The organism is Microbulbifer rhizosphaerae (genome assembly GCF_014191725.1).
In the GTDB taxonomy this organism is placed as follows: Bacteria; Pseudomonadota; Gammaproteobacteria; order Pseudomonadales; family Cellvibrionaceae; genus Microbulbifer; species Microbulbifer rhizosphaerae.
In genome coordinates, this window is record NZ_JACHWZ010000039.1 from 1 (window position 1) to 13,190 (window position 13,190).

15 protein-coding genes are annotated in these 13,190 nt (G+C 58.4%); 14 read left to right on the top strand and 1 reads right to left on the bottom strand.

From position 1 onward, the window contains the following. Positions 1-169: 169 nt before the first annotated feature. Complete coding sequence (locus tag FHS09_RS21760) at positions 170-394, bottom strand: DUF2909 domain-containing protein (RefSeq protein WP_183463911.1); 225 nt, start codon at positions 392-394, stop codon at positions 170-172. 33 nt (positions 395-427) lie between these two features. Between FHS09_RS21760 and FHS09_RS21765 the strand changes: the two genes are divergently transcribed. From FHS09_RS21765 to FHS09_RS21830, 14 genes are all read left to right on the top strand, one after another. Beyond that, entirely contained in the window at positions 428-1,168 is a 741-nt protein-coding gene (locus tag FHS09_RS21765) for an SURF1 family protein (protein ID WP_183463913.1), read from the top strand. An 11-nt stretch (positions 1,169-1,179) separates the two neighbouring features. Beyond that, entirely contained in the window at positions 1,180-1,803 is a 624-nt protein-coding gene (locus tag FHS09_RS21770; protein ID WP_183463915.1) for a hypothetical protein, read from the top strand. A 78-nt stretch (positions 1,804-1,881) separates the two neighbouring features. After that, positions 1,882-2,988, top strand: coding sequence for a COX15/CtaA family protein (locus tag FHS09_RS21775; RefSeq protein WP_183463917.1), 1,107 nt, complete (start codon positions 1,882-1,884; stop codon positions 2,986-2,988). Next, on the top strand, positions 2,985-3,362 hold the full coding sequence (locus FHS09_RS21780; protein WP_183463919.1) for a hypothetical protein: 378 nt from the start codon (positions 2,985-2,987) through the stop codon (positions 3,360-3,362). The genes FHS09_RS21775 and FHS09_RS21780 overlap by 4 nt, the downstream gene beginning before the upstream one ends. A gap of 57 nt (positions 3,363-3,419) precedes the next feature. Then, on the top strand, positions 3,420-4,313 hold the full coding sequence (cyoE, locus tag FHS09_RS21785) for a heme o synthase (RefSeq protein WP_183463921.1): 894 nt from the start codon (positions 3,420-3,422) through the stop codon (positions 4,311-4,313). 4 nt (positions 4,314-4,317) lie between these two features. Then, positions 4,318-4,980, top strand: a complete 663-nt coding sequence (locus tag FHS09_RS21790) for an SCO family protein (RefSeq protein WP_183463922.1) — start codon at positions 4,318-4,320, stop codon at positions 4,978-4,980. A gap of 25 nt (positions 4,981-5,005) precedes the next feature. Further along, positions 5,006-5,800 (top strand): CPBP family intramembrane glutamic endopeptidase, encoded by a 795-nt coding sequence (locus FHS09_RS21795; RefSeq protein ID WP_183463923.1) that lies wholly within the window; start codon positions 5,006-5,008, stop codon positions 5,798-5,800. Between the two features lie 354 nt (positions 5,801-6,154). Beyond that, positions 6,155-6,607 (top strand): ATP-binding protein, encoded by a 453-nt coding sequence (locus FHS09_RS21800; RefSeq protein WP_183463924.1) that lies wholly within the window; start codon positions 6,155-6,157, stop codon positions 6,605-6,607. 342 nt (positions 6,608-6,949) lie between these two features. Next, a complete protein-coding gene (locus tag FHS09_RS21805; protein WP_183463925.1) occupies positions 6,950-7,348 on the top strand; it encodes an SRPBCC family protein in 399 nt (132 codons plus the stop codon). 20 nt (positions 7,349-7,368) lie between these two features. After that, positions 7,369-7,806, top strand: coding sequence for a nucleoside deaminase (locus FHS09_RS21810; protein WP_183463926.1), 438 nt, complete (start codon positions 7,369-7,371; stop codon positions 7,804-7,806). Between the two features lie 495 nt (positions 7,807-8,301). Beyond that, entirely contained in the window at positions 8,302-8,727 is a 426-nt protein-coding gene (locus FHS09_RS21815) for a DUF1294 domain-containing protein (RefSeq protein WP_183463927.1), read from the top strand. Positions 8,728-9,009: 282 nt separating this feature from the next. Then, positions 9,010-11,046, top strand: coding sequence for a DUF6055 domain-containing protein (locus FHS09_RS21820; protein ID WP_183463929.1), 2,037 nt, complete (start codon positions 9,010-9,012; stop codon positions 11,044-11,046). Between the two features lie 301 nt (positions 11,047-11,347). Continuing rightward, positions 11,348-11,998: a glutathione S-transferase family protein gene (locus FHS09_RS21825; protein WP_183463930.1), complete on the top strand. Its 651-nt coding sequence runs from the start codon at positions 11,348-11,350 to the stop codon at positions 11,996-11,998. Positions 11,999-12,077: 79 nt separating this feature from the next. After that, positions 12,078-12,881, top strand: a complete 804-nt coding sequence (locus tag FHS09_RS21830; RefSeq protein ID WP_221192191.1) for an alpha/beta fold hydrolase — start codon at positions 12,078-12,080, stop codon at positions 12,879-12,881. The last annotated feature ends 309 nt before the right edge of the window (positions 12,882-13,190 follow it).

A 13,190-nucleotide genomic window follows, 5' to 3' on the forward strand; every position in this document is an offset into this window, starting at 1 on the left:
TATAGTGGCGGGAGTTTCCCAAGGTGGGGGGAAGGCGTCAAGGATACAGAGGGAAGATAACAGAGGACGGAAGACAAAACGGGCCTGCGGCTCGGGGGGGGGGGGGGGGGGGGGGGCGCGCCCCCCCCCCCCCCCCCCCCCCCCCCCCCGCTCCTACAGAGAGACTGATTTAGTATTTATCCGCCCAGGGCGCAGTATTGGAAAGGATTCCACTGTCAAAGCCATACCAGATGGCCAGCAGCAACAGCGCCGCCAGGGTAATGCGGATACCCAGGGCGTAGAGGGTGCGCTTTGATTGCGGTGCACCCATGTCGCGGAGCAGGAAAAACAGCGCGCTGGACAGACTGGCCAGCACCGCGAGAAACAAAAATACAATAACGATTTTCAGCCACATATTATTATTCGCCACTTGTTGTAGAAGATCGGCATGACGGTACATCCCCCCGCAGCGCAAGCGAAGACGGCCAGTGTAGCACCGATTCGCAATTGGCCTCTCACCCTGTTGAGTGGCCTGCTGCTACCGGTGTTGCTGGGATTGGGCCTGTGGCAGTTGCAGCGCGCGGAGGAAAAAGCGCAGCTGAACGCGGCCATCGATGCGCGCCTGTCCGCGCAACCGCGGAAGCCCGCCGAGCTGGAGGCAATACAAGCCTATACGCCGGTGCGCCTGTCGGGTTACTACCGCGACGAGATCCGCTACCTGGACAACCGCACCCGCAACGGCCGCGTTGGCTACGAAATCCTGCAGGTGTTTGTCTCCGGGAAAGAGCGCTGGCTAGTCAACCGCGGCTGGGTGCCCGCGGGTGTGAACCGCGAGCAGTTGCCGGAAGTCCCGTGGCCGCGGGCGGCCAAAGTGATCACCGGCTTTCTGTATCCGCTCGATGACACCGGTGAAGTGCCCACCGGGCCGCGGGTCCAGAGCGCGAATCGCGCCCTGGGCAGGGAACTGGCGCTGGCACAGCCGACCTGGTCCGTCCGTCTGAGCGCCGATTCTGATACCGCGCTGCTGACCGGCTGGCAACTGATCAACAGCCCGCCCCAGCGCCACACCGCCTACGCGGTACAGTGGTTCGCCATGGCGGCCGCACTGCTGGTACTGTGGCTCTTCGCCGCCACGGATCTGCCGCGGAAGCTGCGAAAAAAATCTAGCCCGCGGGCGGACAGCGATTAGAGGTAACTACTGTGAACAACAACTACAATCCAGCCACAGAAGAAAAGCCTACCGGTGTCGGCCGCTTCCAGGCCCTTTCCGTGATTGCCTCGGTGGTGTTGCCAATGCTCGCCGCCTATATCGTTTTCCGCACCGGCATCGGCATGCCCGAGGGCACGGTCAACCAGGGAGAACTGCTACAGCCGCCCCGCAGTATCGAGCATCTGCCGCTGCTGAAGCCGAGCGGTACGCGCCTCGATCTCCTCTCGGAAAGCCCCAGGTGGCGCTACCTGATCCTTCCCGGTGGCGACTGTACGGCGGAGTGTGAGAAGCTGCTCTACACCACCCGGCAGGTCCATATCCGCCTGGGAGAAAAGGCGGACAGAGTGGAGCGGCTGCTGGTCAGCGCCACCCCCCTGAGCGAGGAGCGTCGCGCCCAGTTGCGGGAACAGCATCCCCGTCTGCGTTTCGCTGTGCAGGAATCGGCGGCACTGGATGGGCTATTGCGCGATACTAACCATCCCCGCCTGGAGCGGGTCAGCACCCTGCTGGTAGACCAGCGGGGTTTCGCCATGATGGTGTACGACAATCACCACAGCGGTAATCAGCTGTTGAAGGATATCAAGCGGCTGTTGAAGTACTCCTACGACAAATAGGCAGGTCTCGTTAGCCGCGGGCCGCCCTATGGGTGACGCACAAGGAGGCGCGTCACAAGAAGTAACCGGGAGAGAAGCATGCACAATTTCGCGACGGACCCCACCCAAGCCGCAAGGCCCGACTGGCGCCTGCGCCTGGCCCTCGCCGGCACGGCCCTGGCGGTGGTGGTAGTGGTGCTGGGGGCCTTCACCCGCCTGGCGGATGCCGGTCTCGGTTGCCCGGACTGGCCCGGCTGCTACGGACATCTGACGTGGCCCGCTGAACATCACGAAATCGAAGCCGCCAACGCCGCTTTCCCCCACGCACCGGTAGAGGCGGGAAAAACCTGGCCGGAAATGGTGCATCGCTATTTCGCCGGCATGCTGTTGCTCCTCGTGGGCGGGCTCACGGTCATGGCCTGGCGCCGCCGCGGTCAGCGTGCTTTTATACAGATCCATATCTTGCTCGCGCTGATACTGCTGCAGGCCGCTTTCGGCATGTGGACGGTAACCCTGAAACTCTGGCCGCAGGTGGTGACTGCACATCTCCTCGGCGGCATGGCCACACTTTCCATGCTATGGCTGATCGTGGAGCGGCTGCGCAACGCTCCTCCAAATGAGGGCCGTACCATTCCCGTGCACGAATTCCGCATGTTGCAGAAAATCCGCCCGCTGGCATTTGTCGCCGTGGTTGCGGTAGCGCTGCAAATCGCCCTCGGCGGATGGACCAGCTCCAACTACGCCGCGCTGGCCTGCGCAGACTTCCCCACCTGCCACGGCCAGTGGTGGCCGCAGACCGATTTCCGGAAAGGTTTCGATCTCGCCCAGCAGATAGGCCCAAATTATCTCGGCGGCGCGCTGGAGAGCGACGCGCGCACCGCCATACATATCACGCACAGAATCGGAGCGCTGGTCGTAAGCCTGTTGGTACTCACTCTGTCGGCCCTCGCCTGGCGCGCCGGTTCGCGCCGCTGGGCCGTCGGTCTGGCCGGAGTCCTGGGCCTGCAGGTCTGCCTGGGTATCGCCAACGTAGTGATGTTCCTGCCGCTGGCAATTGCCGTTGCCCACAATGCCGGCGCGGCGCTGTTGCTGCTCGGGTTGCTGACATTCTGCTATCGGATTCAGACGGCACAGGCAGCGGGTGCAAAAGAGAGTTCTTTCGAAAAGACGGATGAGCACGAAACTGCTTTGGCGGGAGGCCTATGAAAAAAGTCACCACTCTTTTTATTACAGTCATGCTCTGCAGTTGCAGCGGCATCGAGTTCAACACTAATTTGGGAGCTTACGTCGGCAGTAAGGTGAAAACCAAGGGTGTCAAAGAGTACTCACTGGAAGAGATCGATCAATATGATGCGACCCCACTGGGTTTTATCGAAGCCTCTTACTGCCAGGAAAAACCCGGTGAACGCAAGCCCACCAGGAGAGCACTGGTTAATGACCTGAAGGTGAAAGCTCACGGCCTGGGAGGAAACGGCATAGTGGTCGAATCCTGTGGGAAAAGTGTAGCTGCCATCTGCCAACTTTATATGGAATGTCGGGGACTTGCCTACGCGGTTCCCGAACGGAAGGGCTCGCCATAGCGTACACTTCGCCGAACGGCCACCCAACCTAGATCAAGATAATAACGAGGTGAAACCATGAGCATGCAAACCGCCGCATTGAGCCGCGCCAGCTGGCGCGACTACTACGAGCTCACCAAGCCGCGGGTGGTGATGCTGATGATCCTCACCTCGGTGATCGGCATGTTGCTGGCAGTGCCGGGAATGGTACCGCTGGATATCCTGATCCTCGGCAACCTGGGTATAGCCCTCTGCGCCGGCAGCGCGGCGACGGTCAATCACCTGGTGGACCGGCATATCGATCTCAAGATGGCGCGCACCAGCAACCGTCCGGTGGCGCGGGGCCGGGTCGAACCGCAAAAGGCGCTGGCCTTCGCACTGCTGCTCGGCTGTGCCGGCATGTCGATCCTGCTCGCGTTCGTGAATGCACTTACCGCCTGGCTGACCCTGGTCTCCCTGCTCGGTTATGCGGTTGTCTACACCATGTTCCTAAAGCGCGCCACGCCGCAGAATATCGTGATTGGAGGGATCGCCGGTGCTGCGCCGCCTCTGCTGGGCTGGACCGCGGTTACCGGCGATCTGCACGGCCACGGCCTACTGCTGGTACTGATCATCTTTGCCTGGACGCCACCGCACTTCTGGGCACTGGCGGTGCACAGACGCGAGGAATACGCCAAGGCGGATATCCCGATGCTGCCGGTGACCCACGGCGTCGCTTATACCAAGCTACATATTCTGCTCTATACCTTCGTTTTGTTCGCCGTCAGCCTGCTGCCCTTCGCCACGGCGATGCTCGGTTGGCTCTACCTCCTCGGCGCCGTGGTGCTGGGGCTGGGTTTTGTCTACTGGGCGGTGGAAATGCTGCGGGACAAAAATTCCAATGCGGGTATGGAGACCTTCAAGTACTCCATCATCTACCTGATGGCGCTCTTCTGCATCATGTTGCTGGACCATTATTTGATTGCGGTGTAATCCCATGGCCAATGAACCTACAGCGGAACAAAAGCGCGGTATCCTTCTAACCGTCGCGGTACTGGTGCTGTTTATGCTCGCCGTACTTGCCGGTTTCCTGCACAAATTGAATCAGCCGCGGGTGATCAGCGATTCTGAGCTGCGCGCCAACGGCGCGGTCAAGCTCGAGCGCCCGCGTATCCTGGACAATTTCGAGCTGCTGGCGGACAGCGGCGAGCCTTTCCAGACGGACGACTTGGGCGGCCGCTGGACCCTGGTGTTCTTCGGTTTCACCCACTGCCCGGATATATGTCCCACCACCCTGGCCACCCTGAACAGTTTCTACCAGACCCTGGACGAGGAAACCCGCGCGGATACCGATATCCTACTGGTCTCCGTGGATCCCAAGCGGGACACCCCCGAACAGCTGCGCGACTATGTGCGCTACTTCAATCCGGAATTCCAGGGAGTTACCGGCGAATTCCTCAATCTCAAGCGCTTCGCCAACCAGCTCAACGTGCCCTTCAATCGGGTACCGCTCGAGGATGGCCAGTACACCATCGACCACGGCTCCCAAGTGGTACTGATCAATCCCCGCGGCCACTACCACGGATTTTTCAGTGCGCCGCTGGACCCGGCAAAAATGAAGCTGACTTACCGGTCCATGCGCGCTACTTTTAACGGCTGAGTTCCCAACCGACAGACAGGACGCGATGCCCATCGAGCAAAGGATTGAACACAGGGAAGGATCATTTGACATCAGGCGCCTCGGCTACAGCTATCTGCTGCCAGCCGCACTGCTGTTGCTATGCGCCATTCCCTTCGGCCCGACCGGCGCCGCCGCACCACTGATCTGGCTTTCACTCTGTGCAATCGAAGCCCACAGCGGCTGGAAACGTGCCCTCGGCTACCTGATATCCGCACTGCTGATGCTGGTCGTCGCCTTGGGTATTCTGCCCGGCGGTGCGCGCATCGAGCTGCTGCCGCCCTATAGCGACGCCGCTGGCAACACCATCTACGCCAGCTTCAATCCCGGCAAGGTGGTGATTGCCATAGCAGTAGTTGCATTTATGGTGCGACAGCGCTGCTGGCTAAAGCGGGCGGACCTTCCCTATATCCTGGCTGCAATGGCGCTGCCGTTTCTTTGCGGGCTGGCGGCGATTGGCCTCTCGCCCAAGTTCGGTATTGCTATCGTCGTCGCCGCAATGGTCAATCTGCTGGTGGTGTGCATCAGCGAGGAGGGTTTCTTCCGCTGGGTGCTGCAGCGGGGCGCGGAGGAGCTGCTTGGGCGCTGGCGCTGGATAGCGGTGTTGCTGGTGACGGCAATATTTACCCTGCTGCACACTGGCTGGGCGGCCTCGCCGCTGGCGCTGGGCCTGGTGGCCGTCGCCGGCTTTTGCTATTCGCTGCTCTGGTATCTGCGCCGTAACTTCTGGGCCTGTGTGCTGGCACATTGGGGTGTGAATGCCTTGCATCTGTTTTTGTTGCCGTATCCTTTGCCGGGTTAGTACCAAGTACATAACGATTTAAACGCACTAATCATCAAGCAGCCTTCCCGAAACCAAAGCCTCTATAGCCTCGACTATACGGCCTTTTAGAATCAGGACCTCGGCGGCGGTTTTTTAAGGCGGATATGAATTCGTCGACGGAAAACGGGGCGGCATTGCTGGTTTTCTATAGTAGCGATCTGGAAGGCTCGATAGTAAAGCCCATATTTTCCTTTCCGGGCGGCGGCAGGCGCTCTCATTTCACCGAGCCCTGCGGTAATGAGTTTGCGGTGTGGTCTGCGCTGCTGATCAATCGAACCCATAATAAGTCTGTGCTGGCCGGAAACCGAGTGTTTACAACGAGGGATTTCCACTATGAAAGGCGTAATCTTTATCGGCCTGCAAGCCAGTGGCAAATCCTCCTTTTATCTCGAGCACTTCTATCGAACTCATATCCGCCTCAACCTCGACATGCTGAAGACAAGGCACCGCGAGAAGATTCTCTTTAATGCCTGCCTGGAGTCGAAGCAGCCGGTAGTCATCGACAACACAAACCCCACCAGGGACTGCCGGCGGAGGTACATCAGTGGCTTCAGGGAGCACCGCTTCGAGGTTGTGGGCTACTACTTTGCCGCTGGCCTGGAAGAGTGCCTGCGGAGAAATGCGCTGCGAGAGGGAAGGGAGCGAATTCCCGAGGTGGGTATCAGGGCAACCTGCAACAAGCTTCAACTGCCAGGTTATGAGGAAGGCTTCGACCAATTGTACCGGGTTTTCCTAAAAAACGGTGAATTCGTGGTGGAAGCGTGGGAAGATATGGTTGATAAATAAGAGGCAGACAAGAAATTTGCGCCACGGTTCGCGACCTGGTAGCGCGAATAGGCTGATTTCCGTCTGATACAAGTGCCAGATGGCATTCGGGTTCGCCAACAATAAATACAAGAAAGCCAACAAGTGGAACTGGATTCTCACATCATACTTTCCCTGAATTTCTACAAGATCACCTCACTGCTGGTGGGCTGTGTGTTTGCCTATATGAGCTACCGCCTGGTTATGTCGAGGATCTTTCGTGGAGATAGCGGAAGAGGGCGACACGGATATGCCGGGGAAGGAGACTCTCTCGGCTATCGATGATGCGGAGCACTGAATAGCAGGTGGACAGGAGATGGTTTTATGCACCAGGTTCAACATATCAGCATTTATATAGATCGCCCGCCGGAGGAGGTCTATGGGTTCGCCTCGGATCCCGCTAACCTGCCGCAGTGGGCCGCCGGCCTGGCGAGCTCCCGGGTCGAGAGGGAAGGGGATGAGTGGATCGCGGATGCGCCCTTTGGCAGGGTGAAGATAAAGTTTGCGGAGCGGAACCCTTTCTTTGTCATGGACCACGACGTGCAGTTGGCGTCGGGACTTACTGTCCATAACCCCATGCGGGTTATGCCCAATGGCGAGGGCAGCGAGTTCCTGTTCACCCTGGTCCGGCAGCCGGACATGCCCGAAGAGCAGTTCGCCAAAGACAGGGCTGCCGTCGAGAGGGACCTGAAGGCATTGAAAGACCTGCTTGAAAATGCATAACAGTTTAATGGGACCAGCTTATGGATAAGTTTATGCAGGCAGCCATCGACGAGGCCAGGGCAGGACTGTCCGAGGGCGGTATTCCCATAGGTTCGGTACTGGTCTGCGACGGCAGGATTATCGGGCGCGGACACAACCAGCGGGTACAGAAAATGAGTGCTGTGCTGCACGCGGAGATGGATTGCCTGGAAAATGCCGGCCGCCTCAGCGCTGTCGAATACAAAAAGTGCACTCTTTACACCACCCTCTCGCCCTGCGATATGTGCAGCGGAACAGCGCTTCTCTACGGTATTCCAAAAGTCGTCATCGGCGAAAACGAGACTTTCAAGGGTCCGGAGGACTACCTGCGCTCGAGGGGAGTGGAACTGCTATTGCTGGACAGCGAGGAGTGCAAGGCGCTGATGCGTGAATTTATCCGGGCTAAGCCCGAACTTTGGAATGAGGATATAGGCGCCTGACGGTGTTGTATCCCGATATATAGAAAACTCTTCCTTATGGAACTATCCCCGCCGTGGCATACAGCGTGCCAGTGAACCAATGCTCATTCCTACCTGGAAACTGGCGGCCATCCTTGCCGATTTTCGTACCCGCGTCTCCATCCATTCACCGGGCTTCCCTAGGACGTTAAACCGTAGTCACACCGCAACGGCGGGATTTGCACACGAGTGTGACGGAATCGGTCTTACCATCATCAGGAAAGTGGTATAACACTATTTCAGGTTCTGTCTTTCCATCACTATTAAATCAATCGAAATAGGGAAGCCAAGGATATGCAATCCTTATTAGAAAAAAGTTGGCTATGCACAGCCCCACTTTATTCGCACGACTGCGCTGGATATCACTATTGCACCACCATAACAGTGGCGTAATTAGTCGGCGTTGAAAAAACGTTTTCTATAACCAGCAAGGCCGGGCGGGGAAGTCCGGCTGGGCCGTTGGGCGGAGTGTGAGTGATGGGTGGTAGTGCGCTGTCAAAACGCAAAAGTAAGAATGTATCGGTATGGTTGCAGTTGTTACTGGTTGCCGCGTTTGTCGGAATTATCGCCGTTGCGAGTTCTATGCACGCCTATCCGCCGGAAGTACTCTATTTGATTGCAGGTGTGAGTCTGTTGGCGCTGGTCTGTTATGGAAAGGATAAGCTGGCCGCGCGAACTAATGGCTGGCGTATCAGCGAAAACTCGCTGCATGTGATTTCCCTGATCGGCGGCTGGCCCGGTGCGATCCTGGGCCAACGGCTGTTCAACCACAAAACCAGTAAGCAGTCTTTCCGGGCCCTGTTCTGGCTGACCGTGGTTATCAATTGCGGCCTGGTCGCATGGACTTTTACCGCCAGTGGAAAACAATTTTTGTATCAAGGCTTATCGGAGCTAAAGCAGTAGCTTCAACCGGTAGCTGGGCATGCAATATTGAAGCGCAATGGCTTCGCGGTGAGCGATTGGGAGGCCGGGAATTCATAAAGTAAAACCCGATACCAAAACTTCGCAAGAAAATAGACGACCGGCCAAATTGGAATTTTTACAGGATATTTCTAACCAAGCGTAGTTGAAATTATATCAACCGTATGAACCACGTCGCCTTTCGCCCATACCCTATGTATTAGCATTGACCGTCGGCGAAATACGCGGATACCCATCATTTACAGACTGAAAAAGGAAAAAGAAATGCCTCTGCTTGACAAGTGCACAGCGGATTTACTCGCTCGAGTGACGGGCAAGTTTTCGGTGCTGCTGTTGACAGCCCTACTCGCCGCCTGTGGCGGAGGCGGAGGGGGCAGCGATGACGGAGGCAGCAGCTCTTCTAGCAGCAGTTCAAGCAGCTCTTCTTCCTCAAGCGGTTCCTCTTCTTCAAGTAGCTCTTCCTCCTCAGGTGGTTCGTCCTCGAGCAGCTCATCTTCCAGCAGTTCTTCGGGTGGTTCGGCCCAGGCATGCGATGCCGGCACCAGCAGCACCGACTGGGCGACTTCCTGCCCGGTTGAGTTCAGCTGTCTCAGCGGTGAGTGGCAGACACCCAAGGATGGTAGCGATACCGGCGCGCCACTGCGGCTGGAGAGCGAGCACTTCGCGTTCTACTGGCCCGATGGCACAAACGTTACGATAGAGGACGCGCAGAAAGCCGCCGATACCCTGGAAATGGTCTGGGACAACTATTTCGGCGCGACCATCGGTTTCCCTCAGCCCTACTGCGACAGTGCGACCAAGTGGAAGGCGGCGATTCATTTCGACAATGACTTCCCCTATTTGGGCGGTGGATGGGGCCGCAACGGCATCTCTTACATGGGCATGTGGGTCGGGCCGTCTGCCGCCAATGATGCCTGGGTGCTCGCCCACGAATTTATGCATGGCGTGCAGTCGCTGACGCCGGCCTTTCCCGAATGCGGCGGCCAGGGCTGCGGGATCTACGAGAGCCACGCCAACTGGATGCCGCACCAGATTTTCCGCGACAACGCGCACTGCTCGGAAATGCTGGTAAACAGCAGCCATCTGCACTACGGCAACACTCGCAACCGCTACTGCAACTGGCAGATCTTTGAATATATCAAGGACAAGCACTGCCCCAGTGCCGTGCACGAGATGTGGACCAGCGAAGCGCCGGTGGGCCAGCGCGATCCCTGGCAGAAACTCATGTACACCCAAGGCTGGGAAATTGAGCAGCTCAACGACCTGTTTGGCGAGTGGGCCATGCACAACGTGACCTGGGATTACCGCAACCTGGATGGCTCCGATCAAGGCGCCGTTTACCGCAACGCCTACGGCCCGATCACCGATACCGATTCCAGTTACAGCCAGCGTAGGCTGCGCCTCACGCAACTGGAAACACTGGATGACAACTGGCAGCAGAACCGCCGCTTCAGTTCCCCCTATTACTGGGCGCCGCAGCGTTGGGGTTACAACGTAATCCGGCTGAAACCGGAAGACAATGCAGCGAGTGTGGATATCCGCTTCCGCGGTGTAACCCAGAGCGGCGCCGACTCTGGTTGGCGCTGGGGGCTGGTGGCGACGGACTCCAACTTGGCCAATCCGCGCTACAGCAGCTTGCAGAGCGGCACCGACGGTGAGCTGTCCTTCTGCATTACCCCCGGCGAGCAGCTGTTCCTGGTGGTGCTGGCGGCACCCACCGCCTACCAGAAAATCACTTGGGAGCAGCCCATGGACGGCACTCCCTATCCCAGCATCTACCGCTATCCCTATATGGTGGAAGTGCAGGGCGCATGGCCGGACGGCTTTACCAACGGCACGCGCGACGCCTGTCCCTCGGGCACCCAGCGCCACAGCAACGGCGGTGGCTGTGTGTTGCCCGGCACCCTCGACTCGGTTTACGTAGGCCCCTACGCCCAGGTACTGGGCGGGAATGTGAGCGGCAATGCGCGCATCGAGGACCATGCGGCAATTATCAGCGGCACTGTGAGCGGCGGCACCGTCGGTGCGTTGACCACCCTGGGTGTTCAAGCCAATCGCCACCACGGGCCGGCGAGCTTCAATGTGAGCGACAACGCCACATTGCTGTCCACCTTCTACCCCATGGGCTGGTTTACCAATAACGCGTCCATTGGAGGTTCGGCGGTCTATATCGGCGACCTTGAAGTCCTTGCCGGCAGCAAAACCCAAAACACCTTTTACGGCATGGTGAGTGACGACACCACCGGTGTAAGCAGTGCCACGGAAGTCACCGTTGCGCCGCCGTACCAGTGGCGCAATTAAACTGTTTGGTAATAGCGGCACAGGATGTGCCGCTGCCGACCCGTAGCCGAGGTGGAATTTTCGAAGACGTTGAACAGGTGCTTAGAGCCTGGCGCGGCCAAAACGGAGGTGGCTGTAGCGATGGATAAATTTATGAAAGCGGCCGTGGAATAGGCCAGGAAGGCGCTGTTGACGAGCGGTATCCCCAACTGCTCCTCTCAACTCACACGCCGGTGCTATCCGCAATATGTTCCACCGCTTGTCGATATTCGACCAGCCCGTTCGATTACTGCCTGTAACTGTATTCAAACGGAGAACTGGTATGAAAATCTACTGGATCAGAGCCCAGGCACCGCGCCGTGTACTGGCGCTGGCCAAGCATCTCGGCATCGAGGCGGAGCTTGTCGAAAAGGACGTGGTCACCGGCGAACTCAAGGCTCCCGACTACGTCGCCCTGAATCCCAATATGAAAGTGCCGACCCTGGTGGACGGGGACCTGGTGCTGTGGGAATCGTCGGCGATTATGGCCCACCTCTGTATCAAAGCGGGCTCGGATATGTGGCCGGCACAGAATCCCGCCGAACAGGTCGAGGTGTTGCGCTGGCTGTCCTGGAACGATTGCCACTGGTCGCCGGCGGTCGGGCCTTTTTATTTCGAGCATATCGTCAAGGCCACCTTTGGAATCGGAGCTCCGGACAGGGAATCGCTCAGGAAGAAGGCGCCGGATCTCCTCAAATGCGCAGAGGTGCTCGATGGCCACCTGGAAAACCGCACCTATGTGGCGTGTGGCAGACTCACCATCGCCGACTTTCAATTGGCATCCATGGCGAACTATTGGCGGGAGTCGGAGATGCCGCTGGAGCCATTTCCCCATATCGCTCGCTGGATCGACGAGCTGAAGCGCATCCCCGCCTGGGCCGACCCCTGGCCAACCGAGGCCGCGGCACAATCGGGCAGGGCACAACATGCGTAGACGTATTTTTGTACCCTTGATTGCAATGCTGCTGGTGAACTGCGCTTATGCGCTGGAGAGCACACAGGGAGCTGTAGATATGACACCAGACCTTCAACCGAAGCCAGTCGAGAGCGGCCGCGCCCCGGTCAACGGCATCGATATGTACTACGAGGTACACGGCCGTAAAGACGGTGTTCCGCTGGTCCTGCTGCACGGCGGCGGGTCCACGATAGAGGTGACTTTCAGCAAGGTAATCCCGATCTTCGCCCGCAACCGCAGGGTCATCGCGGTGGAAGAGCAGGGACACGGCCGCACCAGCGACCGGGACGCGCCGGTCACCTTCGAGACCTCCGCAGACGATGTGGCGGCCCTCCTTCGATACCTGAAAATCGAAAAGGCGGATATCTTCGGCTTCAGCAACGGCGCCAGCATCGCGCTCCAGGTCGCGATACGGCACCCGCAGCTGGTGCGTAAAATAGTATTCGCCTCCGCCGCCACCAGGAGGGACGGCTACTATCCGCAACTCTGGGAGTTTATGGAAAAGGCGAACTTCGCGAATATGCCCCAGCCGCTCAAGGATGCCTTCCTGCGGGTGAATCCGGACCGCCAGCAGCTGAGAATCATGCACGACAAGGACGCCGAAAGAGTGCGGAATTTCGAGGATGTTCCGGACGAGCTGGTGCGCTCGGTCCGCGCCCCCACACTGATCGTCCTCGGCGACCGGGATATCGTGAAACCCGAACACGCCGCCGAACTCACCCGCCTGATCCCCGGTGCGCGCCTGCTGATCCTGCCCGGCGGACATGGGGACTATATCGGCGAAGTGGTGGCGACACAGGGGGACAGCCACTATCCCGAATTGACGGCGCAGCTGATAGGGGAGTTCCTCGACGGTCGGTAATGATCGCGCGGGGTTTAACTGAGTCAATACACGGCACCCTGTAGGAGCCTGCTTGCAGGCGAACAAGAACGGAACTCCGTAGCCTTCGCCTGGCTGAATTTCGTTCCATAGCTATTTTGCACAGCGGAAGGCTGACCGTAGGGCGAGGACCAGGGATGGCCGAATGCAAAAAGGAAGGCCTGGGCCTTCCTTCTCGGTTACTTCGGGTCACAGATAACCCAATCATTGCATAAATTTTGACACTTCCGCGACTAGGCCGCAGATTTCATGGCATCGAGATAATGCAACAACTCCGATTTGACAGCACTG